At 61.6% G+C, this 17,675-nt stretch carries 14 protein-coding genes and 1 pseudogene; 3 read left to right on the top strand and 12 right to left on the bottom strand.

Going from position 1 to position 17,675, the window contains the following annotated elements; genetic code table 11:
• The 6 genes and pseudogenes from CD04_RS0101470 to wrbA all read right to left on the bottom strand — a co-directional run bounded on the left by CD04_RS0101470 (window position 1) and on the right by wrbA (window position 8,218).
• Complete coding sequence (locus CD04_RS0101470) at window positions 1-1,551, bottom strand: thymidine phosphorylase family protein (RefSeq protein WP_051849192.1); 1,551 nt, start codon at window positions 1,549-1,551, stop codon at window positions 1-3.
• A 22-nt stretch (window positions 1,552-1,573) separates the two neighbouring features.
• Complete coding sequence (locus CD04_RS0101465) at window positions 1,574-4,006, bottom strand: phosphoketolase (protein ID WP_051848843.1); 2,433 nt, start codon at window positions 4,004-4,006, stop codon at window positions 1,574-1,576.
• A 426-nt stretch (window positions 4,007-4,432) separates the two neighbouring features.
• Complete coding sequence (gene kch / locus CD04_RS0101455; RefSeq protein WP_231480421.1) at window positions 4,433-5,761, bottom strand: voltage-gated potassium channel protein; 1,329 nt, start codon at window positions 5,759-5,761, stop codon at window positions 4,433-4,435.
• A 7-nt stretch (window positions 5,762-5,768) separates the two neighbouring features.
• Window positions 5,769-7,198: pseudogene (locus CD04_RS21240) on the bottom strand (FAD-binding oxidoreductase).
• The gene (locus CD04_RS0101445) at window positions 7,195-7,635 is read right to left on the bottom strand and encodes a DUF2069 domain-containing protein (protein ID WP_231480420.1); all 441 of its coding nucleotides are present in this window, start codon (window positions 7,633-7,635) and stop codon (window positions 7,195-7,197) included. The pseudogene CD04_RS21240 and the gene CD04_RS0101445 overlap by 4 nt, the downstream one beginning before the upstream one ends.
• A complete protein-coding gene (wrbA, locus tag CD04_RS0101440) occupies window positions 7,625-8,218 on the bottom strand; it encodes an NAD(P)H:quinone oxidoreductase (protein ID WP_031404047.1) in 594 nt (197 codons plus the stop codon). Before wrbA ends, CD04_RS0101445 begins: the two co-directional genes overlap by 11 nt.
• Window positions 8,219-8,229: 11 nt before the next feature.
• Here wrbA and CD04_RS0101435 point away from each other — a divergent pair, with 11 nt between their 5' ends.
• Both CD04_RS0101435 and CD04_RS0101430 read left to right on the top strand, forming a co-directional pair.
• Window positions 8,230-9,444: a YihY family inner membrane protein gene (locus CD04_RS0101435; RefSeq protein WP_038167400.1), complete on the top strand. Its 1,215-nt coding sequence runs from the start codon at window positions 8,230-8,232 to the stop codon at window positions 9,442-9,444.
• A 92-nt stretch (window positions 9,445-9,536) separates the two neighbouring features.
• Window positions 9,537-9,977, top strand: coding sequence for a hypothetical protein (locus CD04_RS0101430; protein ID WP_038167398.1), 441 nt, complete (start codon window positions 9,537-9,539; stop codon window positions 9,975-9,977).
• Window positions 9,978-10,056: 79 nt separating this feature from the next.
• Here the strand turns inward: CD04_RS0101430 and CD04_RS0101425 are convergent, their stop codons facing one another.
• The 5 genes from CD04_RS0101425 to CD04_RS0101405 form a co-directional block, all read right to left on the bottom strand.
• Entirely contained in the window at window positions 10,057-10,350 is a 294-nt protein-coding gene (locus CD04_RS0101425; RefSeq protein WP_031404044.1) for a hypothetical protein, read from the bottom strand.
• Window positions 10,351-10,595: 245 nt separating this feature from the next.
• Window positions 10,596-12,923: a nitric oxide reductase activation protein NorD gene (locus tag CD04_RS0101420; protein WP_031404043.1), complete on the bottom strand. Its 2,328-nt coding sequence runs from the start codon at window positions 12,921-12,923 to the stop codon at window positions 10,596-10,598.
• Between the two features lie 32 nt (window positions 12,924-12,955).
• Window positions 12,956-13,759 carry a CbbQ/NirQ/NorQ/GpvN family protein gene (locus CD04_RS0101415; protein ID WP_031404042.1) on the bottom strand — a complete coding sequence of 268 codons (804 nt, stop codon included), beginning with the start codon at window positions 13,757-13,759 and terminating at the stop codon, window positions 12,956-12,958.
• A 158-nt stretch (window positions 13,760-13,917) separates the two neighbouring features.
• The gene (locus CD04_RS0101410) at window positions 13,918-14,274 is read right to left on the bottom strand and encodes a ribulose bisphosphate carboxylase small subunit (protein WP_031404041.1); all 357 of its coding nucleotides are present in this window, start codon (window positions 14,272-14,274) and stop codon (window positions 13,918-13,920) included.
• 100 nt (window positions 14,275-14,374) lie between these two features.
• Entirely contained in the window at window positions 14,375-15,796 is a 1,422-nt protein-coding gene (locus CD04_RS0101405) for a form I ribulose bisphosphate carboxylase large subunit (RefSeq protein WP_031404040.1), read from the bottom strand.
• A gap of 174 nt (window positions 15,797-15,970) precedes the next feature.
• Between CD04_RS0101405 and CD04_RS0101400 the strand changes: the two genes are divergently transcribed.
• Entirely contained in the window at window positions 15,971-16,957 is a 987-nt protein-coding gene (locus CD04_RS0101400; protein ID WP_038167395.1) for a LysR family transcriptional regulator, read from the top strand.
• Window positions 16,958-16,997: 40 nt separating this feature from the next.
• On the opposite strand, the gene can is transcribed toward CD04_RS0101400, so the two are convergent.
• A complete protein-coding gene (gene can, locus CD04_RS0101395; RefSeq protein ID WP_031404038.1) occupies window positions 16,998-17,663 on the bottom strand; it encodes a carbonate dehydratase in 666 nt (221 codons plus the stop codon).
• Between the last annotated feature and the right edge of the window lie 12 nt (window positions 17,664-17,675).

The following is a 17,675-nucleotide window of genomic DNA, read 5'->3' as shown; positions in this document are numbered from 1 at the left end:
TCAGCTCTCCAGATGAATGAGGGCCGGATGACTACGCACGAAGTCCAGTGCATATTCGAGTTCGCCCTCCGACTCCGCGTGCAGCACGAACAGCGGTTGATCGCGTTCGACATGCTCGCCAACATGGGCGCCCAGCCACAATCCAGCGGTCTTGGCATGCGGAGCGCCCGCAAGTTTGGCAGCACGTGCCAAAAGGCGGTTGTCGATGCGAGCCACTCGCCCCGCGCGCGTCGCCGTAATGGGATGACGATGCGTCGCCACGCCCGGTTCGTGAAAGCCCCCTTGGGCCTGGCAGATCGCCTGAAATTTTCGCCAGGCGCGGCCATCCACTAACGCCGCGTGCGCCATTTCTTGCGCCACCGTGCCCTGCGCGAGGCCGCCAAGCTCCAACACCGCGGCAGCCACTTGCAGTGCGCGCTGGCGCAGGTCATCCGGCGCCTCCGGGTCGTTTCGCAGTACCGCAAGCACATCATGCGCCTCCAGCGCCGGGCCAACCCCGCGGCCCACAGGCTGGCTGCCGTCGCTGATGATCCCATGCAGCTGCAGCCCGATCGCATGCGCCGTGAGCCTGAGTGCATGCAGAAGCGACTGCGCTTCGCCCTGACTTCGGACCTTCGCAGTCGGGCCTGTGGGAATGTCGATCACCACATGGGTTGAGCCAGCGGCGGCCTTCTTCGACAAGACGGATGCCACGAGCTGGGCCTCGCTGTCCAGGTCCAGCATCCGCTCAACACGGATCAGCAGGTCATCGGCGGGGCTCATGTTCATGGCGCCGCCCCACACCATGCACCCTCCCTCGGCTTCCACGACGCGGTGCATTTCGGCGAGGGTCAGGTCGACGCGCGTGAACGTTTCAACCGTGTCCGCGGTACCCGCGGGCGAGGTGATTGCGCGCGAACTGGTCTTCGGCATAATCAGCCCGAGACTGGCGGCGATGGACACGACGATAGGCGTGGTGCGATTCCCGGGCAATCCGCCTATGCAATGCTTGTCGACCACGACGGGGTGTGGCCAGCTCATGCGGGTGCCTGTGTGCACCATTGCACGTGTGAGGCTTGTGACCTCGGCTGTGCTCATGCGACCGCCCGCGCAAGCGACGAGGAACGCTGAGATCTCGACGTTCGACAGTCGCCCGCCGACCACCTCGCCGATGATTGCATCGAACTGATTTTCGCTCAAATGACTGCCGAAAATCTTGCCCCGGATGTGGCTCATGCTGTCGCTGGGCGCAGCGTAACGAAAACGCAAACGCTCGCCCGCCGCGGGCTCCAGGCGGTGCCACGCCGACTCGGACAGACCCACCTCGTCCGTGCCGATCAGCTCCCCCGCCTTGAGGATGTTTAGCGTCGCAATGATGCTCCGCCGCTCGCCGACCACCTCGATGCGTGCGTGTGCCTCAAAACCCTCGGCGCGGCATACTGGAGAGTCGGCTCGCAGCACCACCACCGGCTCGTGATGCGTGTCAATCCCCAACCGCGTGGGTCTTAGCGAGAAGCCCGGCGGCGCATCGGTGGCCAACGGACCCGTAGCCTCTGTCGGCGAGTCTTTCATCTCCATCTCCGTCATTGCCTCTTTATCCCTTTGAGCTTGACCGCTGCTGGCCCACCCCATCTATCGCGGAAGATGGAGGTTGCGCCCAGCGCCAATCGCGCACATCCGGCATATCCTCAAATTGGGTGCGGATATACAGGGCGTGCTCGGTGATCCGCTGCTGGCAATGCGTGCGCAGGCGGTGGGCATCAGGGTCGTCACGCGCAGCAAGATCCAGAGCCTGCATGGCAAGGTGAAAGCGGCTGACGCGATTGCGCACAACCATGTCGAAAGGCGTGGTCGTCGTACCTTCTTCGCGGTAGCCCTCTGCGCGGATGCGCTGGGGGTTCGCGCGGCGATGCACCAAGCCATCGATGACATGCGGGTAGCCGTGGAAGGCGAAAAGCACCGGGCGATCTACCGTGAAAAGCGCGTCGAAATCCGGGTCGGGCAATCCATCCGGGTGGTCGAGCGGAGAGGTCAACGCCAGCAGGTTCACCACGTTGATGAGCCGGAAGCTGAGATCCGGCACGAAGCGGCGCAGAAGATCGGCCGCTGCGAGAATTTCGAGCGCTGGCACGTCACCAGCGCAGGCCAGCACGACCTCCGGGTTGGACGCGTCGCCGCCCTCCGCCCAAGGCCACCGTCCGGCACCCACGGCGCAATGCCGGAGCGCAGCCTGCAGCGACAGCCATTGCGGCATCGATTGCTTGCCGGCGATGATGACGTTGACTCGGTCGACGCTGGCAAATGCGTGTTGCGCCAATGCGAGCAGGCAATTGGTGTCGGGAGCCAGATACACCCGCACGTGCCGGTGCTTTCGATTGAGCACGTTGTCAATGAATCCCGGGCCTTGATGGCTGTAGCCGTTATGGTCTTGCCTCCAAGTGTGCGAAGTCAGCAGGATGTTGAGTGCGGGCAGCGGGCGGCGCCATGTCACTTCGGCCGACGCCTTGAGCCACTTCACATGCTGGTTGATCATACTGTCGACAATGGGCGCAAACGCCTCATAGCAGGCAAACAATCCGTGTCGCCCGCTAAGCACATAGCCCTCAAGCCAACCTTCGCAACAATGCTCCGAAAGAACCTCAAGCACACGGCCATCCGGCCCGAGGTGATCGTCTCCCCGCACGGTGGGCTGCACCGTGCAACGCCGGGTCGTCTCGAATACCGCGTCGAGCCGATTGGAAACCAACTCGTCGGGGCAAAAGATACGCAGATTCGCCGCTCCAGCGTTGAGTCGCAGAGCGTCCCGCAGCCACATCCCGAGGCCACGAGCGCTCTCGAATGCGGTTGCACCCGGGGCCTGCACGTCAAGGGCAAGCTCAGCGAGCGATGGCAGTTGCAAATCGATGCGAACGCGGCCACCATCCGCATGGCGGCAGTTGCCCGGTAGCAGCCCTTGCGCCGGAAGACCTCGGAGCAAATCGCGCTCCGGGCAGCCGTTGCTGTCAAACAATTCCTGCGGCCGGTAGCTACGCAGCCAGGCATCCAGCTGGGCACGCTGCGTGGCATCCTCCCGTGCGCGTGGCAAAGGGACCTGATGAGCTCGAAAGGTTCCTTCCATCGGCAATCCATCGACTTGTTGCGGACCGGTCCATCCCTTGGGCGTGCACAAGACAATCAGGGGCCAGACCGGGGTCGTGCGCTCGCGTGCGGAGGGCGCGCGCCAATCGCGCTGGATCGCGCAAATATGCGCAATTGCAGCGTCCATTGCACCAGCCAAATCGCGGTGCACGGCCGCCGGCTCCCGTCCCTCCACCAGAAGCACGCGGTAGCCAAGACCCTCGAAATGGCGGGTAATTTGCTCGTCCGCCATGCGTCCGAACACAGTGGGGGCCGCGATACGGTAGCCATTCAGATGCAGGACCGGGAGCACGGCGCCATCGCGCTTTGGATTCAAGAAGTGAATCGACTTCCACGCTGCCGCCGCCGGGCCGGTTTCTGCCTCGCCGTCACCCACTACCGCCAGGGCGAGCAGGTGCGGGTTGTCGAACGCCGCGCCAAAAGCATGCAGCAGCCCATAGCCCAACTCGCCACCCTCATGCAGCGATCCTGGAATGTGCGGTCCAACATGGCTTGCCACGCCACCTGGCGTCGAAAATTCACGGCACAGTCGACGCATGCCCACAGCGTTGCGGCTCAGCTCTGGCCGCACCCCAGCGTAGCTGCCTTCGAGCCATACGTTGGCCAAAACGGCCGGCGCCCCATGCCCGGGGCCCGCGACGAAAAGCGCTTGCACGCCATGCAGCCTCACCACACGCAGCAGATGGGCATAGAGAAGATTCAAACCCGGGCTTGTGCCCCAGTGCCCCAGAAGCCGCGGCTTGATGTGCGCTGCAGACAGGGGGATTTGCAAGAACACGTTGTCTTGCAAAAAGATCTGCGCGCAGGCAATATAGTTAGTGGCACGCCACCAGCGGTCGAGCCAATCGGCTTGCGCCTGCTCCAGCCTGCCATTGGTGCTGCTTGCCATGCGCCGTCTCCATGTTGGGCATCGTCGGCTTCCCGCTGTCCATTGTCCAAGCATCGCATTGCGATCATCTGACGCAGATCAAACCAGCACGGCACCATGACCGAAAATCATGACACGCGGCACGGCCAGGTGGACGGCGCCGCTCAGATTGACTGAAGCCGATGTCAGGATACGCATCCGCAATTCGGCATTCAAAAACCGTCTTGCGCAAAAACCGCTGACAACAGCCACGCACCGCCGAAGGCGGCGCAGGGGGAAGCGCCAATTCTGCGCACGGCGCTACTTTGCTGCAGTCGAACAATGACGTGGAGGAGCCGCCCGTCCGCCCCGCCGTGAGCGCGTCAATCCAAGGCTTATGGCCGCCCCTTACGCGCTGCGTGCGGCCCTTTCGCGGGTTCGCGAATCGAACGCCGCAACGGGCTTTCGTCAATTCTGTGCGAACAAAAGCTTGCTTACCGTATCGTTATCAATGGGCTCACCGAACAGGGTACGCACCAGAAGATCGCTTCCCAGCACCTGGGGAGCAAAGAGCAGATCGGGCTGGACCCGGCGGATCTTGGCCAAATGGCGCGCATCATTCACCCCCGCAATGGTCTTCACGCCAGGCGCCAGTTCTTTTACGGCCAGTACGGCGAAGGCGTTCTCGGCATCATCGTCGCGCAGGGTCAGAACAGCTTTGGCCTGTGGGACACCGGCCTCCTGCAGAACTTCGTTGCGCGTCGCATCGCCCGTGATCACATCGGCATCTTCCGGGTACGGTGAATGTTGACCCAATCCGATGATCACCGTCACGGGCACGTTGCGCGCATGGAGTTCCTTCCACATGGTGTACGCCAAGCTGGAAACGCCCAGAATGACGTAGTGGTTTCGCCGTTGCTGCTTTTGCATGCGCCCCTCCAATGCTCGCTTGATGCTCCCGCCAACTAGCGGCCCAATGACGACTGACAACGTCGTCGCAAAGACGGTGATCCCCAGCACGACCATGGACACGGTAAACATCCGCGCCTCAACCGTGCGTGGCACGATATCCCCATAGCCGAGCGTCGACATGGTCTCGATCGTGTAATAGAAGGCCGTGGGCAGATCCTGAATGGGCGGCGCATAGCCTGCGCCAAACCACAGGCTTCCAAGCACGCCATAGATCAACAAGCTTCCGATACCCAGCAAGGCAAAGAGGGAACTGGCTGCCAAGCTGCTGCGGTTGAAGTGCCGGCTGTAGACCAGCAATACTGCGATGAGAAGCGCAGCGCTGGCAAAAATTGCATTGGGCTGGCGCGCGATCCACAATGCCAGCCCCGCGGATAACAATCCCAGCAGGAGCCCAATGACCCAGGCCACGCGTGCACGAAGCAGCAAGCCGACAGCCATCAGAACCAGCCCGATTCCGACGAGAACGCGCGGCAAGGCAGCCAGATCCGCCAGATGCGTGACGGAGCCTGGACCGCGCTGCAGCAAGTGCTGCAGCGCGGTCAACAGCGGCGCGAACTGCGGACTCACCTGCAAGACACCACAGGCAGTTGCCAGGAGCGCAGCCAAGGCCTGGGGACCGTGTTCGCCCCATAACTTGACACCCAAGCGCCAGGCCGCGGCCAAGCGCGCTCGCACGATCAGCAGCCAGGGGGCCTTGCGACGCGTCGGAGCGCTCGCCGAGGTCGGTGGCGAAGGTACGTTCTGACGCGTGGCCGAGCCCACCTGGGGTTCTGGCCGAGTGGGTTCGGGCGCGTGCTCCGGCGGGACCATTATTGATCTCGGCATGCAGGGCTCATGATGCGATCACTTTGCCGGGGTTCATGATCCCCTGGGGGTCCAACGCAACTTTGATGGCACGCATCATGCCAAGAGCCACCGGGCTCTTGTAGCGCGCGAGTTCAGGCGTCTTGAGTTGTCCCACCCCATGCTCGGCTGAAAAGCTGCCGCCGCAGGCGATGGCGGCGTCATGCACGATCGTGTTGCAGGCTTCTTGGTGCCGGTCGAGGAATTTCGCGGCGTCGACATCGAGCGGCGCCTGCACGTTGTAGTGCAAATTGCCATCACCCAGATGACCGAAGATGATCAGCCGCGCCCCGGCAAGGCCTGGGTCACAAGTTCAGCCGTGCTTTCGACGAAGGCGGCCATCCGCGAAATTGGCACTGCGATGTCATGCTTGATGTTCAGCCCTTCAGCTGCCTGTGCCAGCGGAATATGCTCACGCAGCGCCCACATCGCCTGCGCCTGCGCCAGCGTCTGAGCCACGGCGGCGTCCACCACCTGACCGCGCGCGATTGCCTCACCGAGCAGAGATTCGAGTCGTGCCTGGGCGTGCACCCCGCCTTCGCTGTCAGAGATTTCGAGCAATACACACCATGGTGCCGCAAGTTCGACTGGAAGGCGCAGCTGCGGGAAATGGCGCTGAACAAGTTGCAGACTGTGCGCACTCATCAGCTCAAATCCAGTGAGACCCGCACCGAGGCTTGCGCGTGCCTGCTGAAGGAGGTCGACTGCATCGCGTACGCTTGCCACAAGGCTCAGCGCGGTGAGCTGTGCCGCCGGCTGCGCGAACAGTTGCAGGCTGGCCGCCGTGATGATGCCAAGCGTGCCTTCGGCACCGATGAGCAGATCGCGCAAATCGTAGCCTGTGTTGTCTTTACGCAAGCTGGAGAGCCCGTCCCACACCTGGCCCTGCGCTGTCACCACTTCCAAGCCCAGGCACAGCGCGCGCGCTGTGCCGTAACGCAGAACGGCAGTGCCGCCCGCGTTCGTGGACAGCACGCCACCAATTGTGGCACTGCCCTCGGCCGCCAGGCTCAACGGAAACAGCATGTCGGCTTGCTCTGCTGCCTCTTGCACGGATTGCAGAACGCAGCCAGCTTCGGCCACCAGCACGCCATCAGCCACGGAGAGCGCACGGATGCGACGCAAGCGCTTGAGCCCAAGCAGAAGCTGGGTGCCGGTGGCGTCAGGCGTCGCGCCGCCGACGAGACCTGTATTGCCCCCCTGTGGCACGATGGGTACGCCGTGCGTGGCACAGAGCTGCACAATCTCCGCCACTTCAGCCGTGTCTCCTGGCAAGGCGACTGCCAGCGGTTGACCGTGGTAGCGCCCTCGCCAGTCGCGAGCGTATGGGGCGATCTCCTGTGCGGCATCCAGCACATGGCTCGTGCCGAGCAAGGCCCGCAGCGCATCAAGAAAGAGGCGGCGATCAGCAAGGTTCATGATGTTTCATCCCGGCGCGGCGTCGGCGCGCGAGCATGGGCTCGCAAGGTGACTGCCATCAGCCCAAATGCCATCAACGCAAGTGCGCATTCTCCCCAGGCGAGGGCGCGAGATGCCGCCAGCGGGTCCGTAAGCCCGCGAACGACGCCCTCTGCCAGGTAAAACCAAACCAGCATGCTCATCCACTGGTAGGTGTACAGCCTGCCGCGCCACATGCCAGGCGCAGCAGCCAGCAGGGGCAAAACCTTCAGCGCCAACCACGAACCCCCGGGGCGCAGGGGTGCCCACACAAGCTCCCAGCCAAGACACAGCGCGACGAGAGCCGCCCAAATGAGAAGGTTGGCAAGCCGCCACGCGGGGGTAACTGCTCCCGGGCTTTGCGTTGGCCTGTCGCTCTGGAGTGTTTGTGGGCGCATCTCGATGCCTTTACGCGACAAGCTTTTGCGCCGCTGCCGCCAGGCGCCGACCCAGCGCAAGTGCAAGCCTGAGTTCTTCACCTGTAGCCGCTCGGCTGGAGTCATGGCCCGCGTGGTGGCTGGCGCCGTAAGGCGTCCCGCCACTTGCGGTCGTCATCAACTCCGCCTCAACATAAGGCACCCCCACGATAAACATGCCGTGGTGAAGCAATGGCAGCATCATGGACAACAATGTGCTTTCCTGCCCGCCGTGCAGGCTTCCGGTGGATGTAAACACCGCCGCTGGCTTGCCTGCCAGCGCACCGGAGAGCCATAGTCCAGACGTCTGGTCCCAGAAATATTTCATGGGTGCGGCCATGTTGCCGAAGCGCGTGGGCGACCCGAGCGCCAGTCCAACGCACTCCTCCAGATCCGCCTGCTCCACATAGGGCGGGCCATTGGCCGGAACAGGCGGCTCAATCCGCTGCACAACTGCCGCCACACGTGGCACGGTGCGCACACGTGGCAGCATGCCGGGAACTTCAGCCACACCCTGGGCAATGGCTTCCGCCAGAGCGCGGGTGCCTCCATGTACGCTGTAATAGAGAACCAGTATTTCATCCATGTTGCAATCCTATGCGCCCGCGCTACCGTCCACCTGATATCCCGCAAACCCTTGGCCTCCTGATCCGTCGCTTTGGGCAGGAACGGCTGGCGCAAACTGCAGGCAGCCTCACGTTTACCACGCTGATCTCCATGGTGCCTCTACTGGCCGTCGGTCTGTCGCTTTTCACGGCGTTTCCGGCTTTCCACACCATGCAGGATCATCTACAGACGCAATTTGCCCATGCCCTGCTCCCGGAAGACATCGCCGAGACGGTGTTTGGCTACCTCAATCAGTTCGCTGCCAAGGCCAAAAGCCTGGGTGCGGTTGGTGTCGCTGGTCTCGTCTTTCTCGCAACCTCGATGATGCTCACGGTCGATAAGGCACTCAACGCCATTTGGCGCACGGCACGCCCGCGCCCGCTCGCGCAACGCGTGCTGTTGTACTGGGCGGGCATCACGCTGGGCCCGCTGGTGCTCGGTGCAGGGCTGGCAGGGTCCGCCGCCCTGATGGCTGCGCACCGTGGCTGGCTGCACCAAATTCCGGGCGGCACGGGCGTCCTGCTCACCGTGCTGTCGTGGCTTTTCATGGGCTCGGCGCTCGGGGCTTTGTACCGCTATGTACCGAATACGGACGTGAAATGGCGTGATGCCTTGACCGGTGGTCTTTTTGCTGCGGTGGGCTTCGACCTTGCCGGACGCGCGTTCGCCTGGTACGTGGCCAGCGTCCCCACCTTCACGGCTGTCTATGGGACGTTCGCCACCTTACCGATTTTTCTCCTTTGGATCTATTGGAGCTGGATTGTGGTGCTGCTGGGTGCCATGCTGGCTGCATTGCTGCCTTTGCTAAGGGTGCGCGCCCTACCTGTCCAGAATGCCGCCGGAGGCGATTTCTTGCTTGCACTCAAGCTGCTGCGCCTTCTCGCGCTGGCACGTAAGGCTCCCGATAGCGGACAAGAAACGCTGCAACTTGCGCGTGCCTTGCGCTGCGACCCCCTGCATCTGCAGACGAAACTTAATGCGCTGGAGGCGATGGGCTGGATCGGCCGTGTGGCACCCACTGAGCGACACAAGGCGATGCGCTGGGCGCTTCTGGTGGATCCGGCACAGACGCCTATTGCCGCACTGGTGGACGTGCTACTGCTGGACCATGAAGCCGCCGCCGCCGTATCACCACTTCTGGGGCACATCATCAGCGACGAAGAGCGCGCACTTTCCCTGGACGGATTGCTCAAAATGGAGGCCTGAGCGGATCCACAGCGCGACCGACCGTGTCTCCACGACGCCGTTTCCCAGCTCAAAAAACTAGTGCAAGCTTTAGAACCCGATCTGGAGCATCCATGGACATCACCGTCTACCGCGCCCCGCCCATCGCCCGCGAATACCGCACCATGCCGGCCGCGACCTATAACCTTGGCCGCGCGCTTCAGGCGCGAAGCCCCAACGGCGTAGCCTTCGTCCCGATTCGATCGATGCAAGTGCTGGCCATCCTCGACGCCGAGGAGTTTGTGTTCCTCGACAGTGCGCACAAATGCTGGGTGATGCTCGCCTGGACCTCATTCCAGACCCAAGCGAGAACAGCGCTGGACCAGCCTGTCGCCTTTGAATCCGTGAGCTACGAGGACACCGCGGCGCAGGCCATGCGCCGCCTTCCTCGCGAATTTCAGCTAGCCCTCCAGGCGCTGTCCGCCAAGCATCGCATCGACGGCCCAGCCAAGGTATTGCACCTCAACGCCAAGCGCCGCGAGCATGCCCAGCCGGGCCCGAATCAAGAGAGTTGAAGGGTCGATGCCAACAGCCTAGTGGTGGACCACCCGGCACCAACTTTGGTGCTGCTGCAATGGTTGGGCGGCGCAGCGCTCACTCGTCATCTCCAAGCTCGGCATTCCATCCACGCTCCTTTGCGCCGGCAATGGCCTTGGCATAGATGCGCGTATGGCGCTCTGCCAGCTCCGGAGGCAGTCGGCTGGGGAGATTCCCGTACTGATCCCATTGCTTGTCGACCCGATCCATGAGTGTCTGCATGCGGCCGATGTCCCAGCCGCCACAATCTTCGGTATCAGGGATGAAGCCGAAGAGCCGGGCGTCGAGCACGACGCGGCCCAGTTGCGTGATACCGTGCTTATCCTTGTCGAGGCCAACGTATTTATCCATGGATGCGGCTTGTTTCTTCACGAAGTGATGGGCTGCGGAAGCGATGTGCTAGGGGGACATGCCTCCCCCCCGCGAAGGATACGCCTGAGCGTGCCTGGCGTGAACCACCGTCAATGCTACGGTCTCTTGCTCGGCGCTCGGTGCTCGACGAGCATCACCGCACAGGCCTGCTTCGCACTGGATCCGCCGCGCCTACGGTGATCTGCCAATCCAAGTGTCCCACAGGTGACCCGCCCTTTGAGGGATCAGCGCGTCAGCCCCGCATACAGGAGCGGCAGCTTTTCCGGAAGACGCTGCACATGGTCGACAACCATAAAGTTTTTCTGGCCAAAGATGCGCGATACATATTGGTCCGCCCGCGGGTCCAGACTCATGCAGTAGGTGACAACGCCATGTTTGGCCACGTCCTCCACCGCCTTCTTCGTGTCAAATCGCAGGTATTGCGGATCGCGCACGTCGATGTCTGCAGGTTCTCCATCGGTGATGACGATCAACAGCTTCTTCGCTGATCGCTGCAGCTTGAGGTGGTGTCCGGCATGCCGTATGGCGGCGCCCATGCGTGTGGAAAGTTGGCCGGTCATACCGGCCAGACGAGCCTTGGGTTCCCCACTCCACTCCTGGTCGAAGTCCTTGAAGCGCAGGTACTGCACCTCGTGCCGTCCGTCCGAGCAGAATCCGTGAATCGCGAAGGGATCGCCAACCTTGCTGATTGCATCCGCCAGAAGCACGCAGGCCTGGCGCGTGAGATCGAGCACTGTATAGTCCTGCCCCGCCACCTTTTCGTTGGTGGATTCTGACAGGTCGAGCAGAACCAGAATGGAGAAGTCCCGGGTCTTACGCACGCTGCGCATCATGATGCGGGGATCGGGCTGATGGCCCATGCGCATGTCGATGAAGCCGGTGACCGCCGCGTTGATATCGATCTCGTCGCCATCCTCCAGCTTGCGGATGCGCTGCACGCCTTGCGGCTGCATGGCGTCGAGCAGAAACTTCATGCGATGGATCTCGCGCTTGTACTGCGCGGCGATCGCGTCGATGATTGCCAACTCACCTGTCCTGCCGCGGCGCTCGAGCACCGTCGCCCAAGCCGGGCGCTCAAGCTGGATCTGATAGTCCCATTCAGCATAATGGAAGGGCTCGGATTGGGGCTCCTTGCCCCACATGTCGTTGAAGCTTCGGCCCATGTCCTCGTACGGAAACATCTCCGTATCGAGGACCCAGATCTCCTCCGCATCATCACCAGCGTTCTCGACGTCGATCTCGTTGGCCATTTCCATCACGCTTACGTGCTTGCGCACCTGCTTGATGGTCTCATAACCAGCGTTGGCCGCCTTGTCGAAGTCGAACTCCTCGAATTCCCAAAAATACCGATTGTCATCGCGATAAGGCGCCGTGAGCACGTCGCTGCGCGCATTGAACGGAAGCCGTTTGTCCAGCAGCTTATGCGCGAGCGTCACACCAATATCCCAGGAGATCTGGTTGTCGCATAGCGCATCCAGCGACCGGGCAAACAGTGCCCGTCCCTCTGCGATCCATGGATCGGTGTCCGCATAGGCATCATCGAGCAAAGCGCGCGCGAGCCGGTTGAGATAATCGCCCACGCTGGCGTTCATCGCGGGGGTTGCCGTGTGGAGCTTGGACCAAAGCATTTTCAACCCGGGAAAGCGGCGTATGGACAGCGTTTCGACCCGGGCGTCCTCGATGACGGAAATGACCGCCATCTGAAGCGGATTCAGCGCCTCGGCAGAGATGGGTGTGCGTGTCTCCACCACATGCGCGGCGCAGTGCGCTGCAGCGGCACGATAGAGTTCCAGGCCCGGCACGCCGTCTAGATCGTCAAAGGCGTCGGGCAGGTGAAGCAGATAGTCCTCGATGAAGGGCTTGTAGCCCTCCCGCGTCTCGAAGTCCCCCGAGGTTGGGCGCATGAAGAAGTCACGCCCCCATAGTGCACGAAGATACATGTTGATGCGTCGCTGCACGTCCACGAGGAGCGTCCCCTTGCGCTCCTTCTGCAGCATGGCCAGCGATTCCTTGGACTCCAGCGCGAAATACAGAATTTGCGCTTCGTAGTCGGTTCGGTGAGCGTGCGCGCCCCACAGCGCCCAACGACGCAGGCCGCCAAGAGTGAGTTGCTGCAACAGCACATCAAGCTTTTCCAGCATCGGACGCACACCGCGCGGTGCTTGAGCGATGAGGCTGTTGATGAAGTGGAGGTAGTTCACGAACAGTTGCGCATCGCCCAAGCGCTTGGCGGCGGTGGGAGCCGTGGCCAGCAGCAGTTCAATCACCACGCCAGAAGTCTTCGATGCCAGCGTGAGCGCAGCCGTTGCGAGTTCGCCCACGACATCTTCGCTCACCTCCTTGGCCACGAGCGGCGCGTGTTCGATCCAAGTCTCCACCAAGGAGTCACCCTTGCCCAGGCGCCTTAGCGCACCAGCGCCTTTGATGTAGTTGTCCAGCCCCCGCGGGCTTAGGACCTTCACAGCATCTTGCCAAGCCGACTTGAGCGCGCCACGGCTATGCTCCGAGAGGTCCTCGATGTATTCAGCGTAATCGTCAAGATTGATCGCCATGGCTCATGCCTCCGCGCTTGGGCAAACCGTCATCAGAAGAACGTGCTCACCGCGGCGTCCAGGGCGTCGCGCATGTCGGGGTCGTCGGTGATAGGCCGCACAAGTGCGACACGGCAGGCCGACCTGGCGTCGACACCCTTGGCGATCAGGCTGCCGGCATAGATCAGCATGCGGGTGGACAGGCCTTCGTCCAATCCGTGACCTTTGAGGTTGCGCGAGCGTTCGGCGATGGACACGAGCTTGCCGGCCACGTCGGCAGCAACACCGGTCTCATGCGCCACGATCTCGGTCTCGATGGCGTGCTCCGGGTAGGTGAAGTCCAGCCCGCCGAACCGCTGTTTCGTGGACTGTTTCAGGTCTTTCATCAGACTCTGGTAGCCAGGGTTGTAGGAGATGACGATCTGGAAATCCGGATGCGCGTGCACCAGCTCTCCCTTCTTCTCCAGCGGAAGCACGCGGCGATTGTCGGTCAGGGGGTGGATGACCACGGTTGTGTCCTGGCGCGCCTCGACCACCTCATCGAGATAGCAGATCGCGCCATGCCGCGCAGCAATGGCCAACGGGCCGTCCTGCCAGCGCGTGCCCTGCGCATCAAGCAGGAAGCGCCCAACCAGGTCCGACGCCGTCATGTCTTCGTTGCAAGCCACGGTGATGAGCGGTTTCCCCAACTTGTAGGCCATGTGCTCAACGAAACGGGTTTTCCCGCATCCGGTAGGCCCCTTAAGCATCATGGGCATGCGCACGGAATATGCAGCTTCGAATAGCTCCACCTCATCGGAAACCGTGCGGTAATAGGGTTCCTTGCTGATGCGATATTGGTCGATGACGTCACTCATATTGGCTCCTCGATACAAAACGTGATTCATCCGCGAATGGCGCGCATCATCGAAACCGTCTGGCCTCGGGCCATGGACTGCGCGCCATTCGCCGACAAACAAAGGCCCCCGCGCCCTGCGCAGGCGACGGGGGCTCGACTGGTCACCCGTCGCGGTTCTTACACGGTCTTGCCGCGGAAGATCACCATCGAGGCACCTTGCGATTGGTTGAAGTTGTTGTAGCCGATGAGGCGCACGTGGTTGTTGGGATTGGCCTTGTGACAGGCCTCGGCCTCCGCCAGGACCTTGTCCACGTCCGTCTCACCGAACATCGGCAGCTTCCACATATACCAGTACGAATCCATCATGTGCTCGGGCTCGATATGCTCAATTGCCGGATTCCAGCCCTTCTTCACCAAGTATTCGACCTGTTTCTTGATGTCCTCTGCCTTCATCGCCGGAAGATAGGAGAAGGTCTCGAACTTGCGGCTTGCGGGGTCGCTCAGGCGCGACTTGTAGTCTTGCATTTCACTCATGTTTGTTCCTCAATGGTTTCCCGCTCGCGAAACGTACACCCGGAGGCGAGAGCCCGAATGGCCTCGCATCGCGGCGCACACGTCCGCGCAACGTGTGCTCTTACTTGTGGGCGACGTCCAGTTTGTCCACAGTGTCGAATTCGAACTTGATCTCCTTCCATGTTTCCATGGCGATCTTGAGTTCGGGGCTATGGGCCGCTGCCGCGGTCAGGATGTCCTTGCCCTCTTTCTCTACGGCACGGCCCTGGTTGCGCGCTTCCACGCACGCTTCCAGCGCGACGCGATTGGCCGCGGCTCCAGCAGCGTTACCCCAGGGATGGCCCAGCGTACCCCCGCCAAACTGCAGCACGGAGTCGTCACCGAAGATCGTGACCAGCGCCGGCATGTGCCAGACGTGAATGCCGCCGGAAGCCACCGGCATCACGCCCGGCATGGAGCCCCAGTCCTGGTCGAAGAAGATGCCGCGACTGCGGTCTTCCTTGATGAACTCGTCGCGCATGATGTCGATCCAGCCAAGAGTCGCTTCGCGGTCGCCCTCGAGCTTGCCCACGACCGTACCCGAGTGCAGGTGGTCTCCACCCGACAGACGCAGCACCTTGGTCAGCACGCGGAAGTGAATGCCGTGATGCGGATTGCGGTCGAGCACGGCGTGCATCGCACGGTGAATATGCAGCAACATGCCGTTGTCACGGCACCAGTTGGCCAGCCCGGTGTTGGCCGTAAGGCCGCCGGTCAGGTAATCGTGCATGATGATGGGCGCGCCAATTTCCTTGGCAAACTCCGCGCGCTTGTACATTTCCTCGGGGGTGGGGGCCGTCACGTTCAGGTAGTGACCCTTACGCTCGCCAGTTTCACGCTGTGCTTTCAGCGTCGCTTCTTGCACGAATGCGAAGCGGTCGCGCCATCGCATGAATGGCTGGCTGTTGACGTTTTCGTCATCCTTCGTGAAGTCCAAGCCGCCGCGCAGGCATTCATACACAGCGCGACCATAGTTCTTGGCAGACAGGCCGAGCTTGGGCTTGATGGTGCAGCCCAGAAGCGGACGACCATACTTGTTCATCTTGTCGCGCTCAACCTGGATACCGTTGGGTGGGCCCCCACAAGTCTTCACATAGGCGATGGGGAAACGAACGTCTTCCAGGCGCAGGGCGCGCAGCGCCTTAAAGCCAAACACGTTACCAACCAGAGAGGTCAGCACGTTAACCACAGAGCCCTCTTCGAACAAGTCGACCGGGTAAGCCACAAAGGCGTAGAAGCAGGTGTCGTCGCCGGGCACGTCCTCGATGCGATAGGCACGTCCCTTGTAATAGTCGAGATCCGTCAACAGATCCGTCCACACCGTAGTCCAGGTGCCGGTTGACGACTCGGCAGCCACCGCAGCGGCCACCTCCTCGCGGTCCACACCTGGCTGCGGGGTGATCTTGAAGCACGCCAGAATATCGGTGTCCTTCGGGGTGTAATTCGGTTCCCAGTAAGTCTGCCGGTACTCTTTAACACCGGCGTTGTAGGTTTTAGTGGCCATTAAAAACTCCTTGCATGATTGAAACGAGGGCCGTCCCGACAGTGTTGAGATGGCGTGGCGCCCGAACGAGCAGAGGAAATGTAGTCTCCTTCCTAGACAAAAAATAATTGTTTTTTTGACTTGCTATCATAGATTGCCATCTATGTTTGATATTGCATTGCAGCAAATCGATCTATGCGCCACGCGACATTGCGCCAGTTGAAGGTCTTCGAAGCCATCGGACGGCTGCGCAGTGTGACGCGGGCAGCCGAGGAATTGCACCTCACCCAGCCCACCGTATCGATCCAGCTCAAGCAACTCAGTGACATGGTTGGCCTGCCTCTTTTGGAGCAGGTTGGCAAGAAGCTTTACCTCACCCAGGCGGGTCAGGAGTTGCTCAAGACATGCGGGGTGATCTTCGAGCAGCTCGCAAGATTCGAGATGGTGGTGTCGGACTTGAAGGGAACCAAGGCCGGGCGCCTCCGCCTGTCTGTCATCACCACTGCGCAATATTTCATTCCGCGGCTGCTTGGCCGCTTTTTCGAGCGTTACCCCGGCATCGAAGTTGCGCTGGAAGTCACCAACCGCGGCAAGGTGCTGCAGCGACTTGCAGACAACGCCGATGACCTCTATGTCCTGGGCCAGCCGCCCGAGCACATGGATGTTCAAGCCGAGTCATTCCTTGACAACCCCTTGGTGGTGGTGGCTCCGCACGACCACCCGCTGGCTGGGCAACGGCATATCGCCCTGCCACGATTGGCCGAGGAATATTTCCTTATCCGCGAGCCCGGCTCGGGTACCCGCCTCGCTGCTGAAAATCATTTCAAGGACATGGGACTTGACCTGAAGGTGCGTATGGAGCTGGGCAGCAACGAAGCCATCAAGTTGGCTGTGGCTGGAGGGTTGGGGCTCGCAGTGCTTTCGGCCCATACGCTGGCGCTTGAAAAGAACAGCGACGAGATCACGGTCCTCGATGTGCAAGGCTTTCCGATCCGCCGCCAATGGTATGTGTTGCACCCTGCGGAAAAGCAACTGTCGGTTGTCGCGCAGACTTTCTTGGACTTTTTGCGGACAGAAAGTCAGGCGATGGCACGCAGCTATCTGCCGCAGATTCCTGCTTTCATGCCTGCTGGCGACGATCCCGAGGGACAAGAGCGCATCACGCCCGTAGCAACGGCATAATCCATTGGCACCCGCCGGCGGACGCCTTGCGTCCCAACGCTTAGCCGCCGCGCAAGGCGTTCAACGCGGCGACGAATTGCGACGCTACGGACTTTGAGTCCTGCACGTTGAAATTGAGGTCACGCAGCAGGCCATCCTTCAGGCCGTAGACGCAAGCATGCACCGTCACGCGTTGGCCACGCGCCCACGCGTCTTGGAGCACAGTCGTGCGGCATACATTGTTTGCCTGCTCCAGTGCGTTGAGTTCGCACAATCGGTCATGCCGTGCCTGCATGCCCGGAAGGGCGTCAAGCTCGATGAGATGGCGTTCCATGACGTCGCCGACGTGACCGAGCCAGTTGTCAGCAAGCCCTACACGGGCGTTGTCCAATACGGCTTTGATTCCACCACATCCATAGTGTCCCACCACAAGAATGTGCTGCACTCCGAGCACGTCGACCGCGAACTGCAACGTGGATAACGCATTGAGATCTGAATGCGGAACGACGTTAGCCACGTTACGGTGCACGAACACTTCACCCGGCGCAAGATCGATGACCTCGTTGGCAGGCACGCGTGAGTCCGCGCAACCGATCCAGAAATATTTGGGTGCCTGCTGCCGTGCCAAGGCCTCAAAAAAACCTGGTCGCGTCTCGTTGACGCGTGCGACCCAGCGTTGGTTGTTATTGAAAATCAGCGAATAATCAGGGTCTCGGGATGTAGTCATAGCTCGTGTGGT

Origin of the sequence: Thiomonas sp. FB-Cd (assembly GCF_000733775.1) — a bacterium.
Lineage (GTDB): Bacteria > Pseudomonadota > Gammaproteobacteria > Burkholderiales > Burkholderiaceae_C > Thiomonas_A.
The sequence above is the reverse complement of the archived record's forward strand: the minus strand, read 5'-3'. Positions and strand labels throughout refer to the sequence as shown.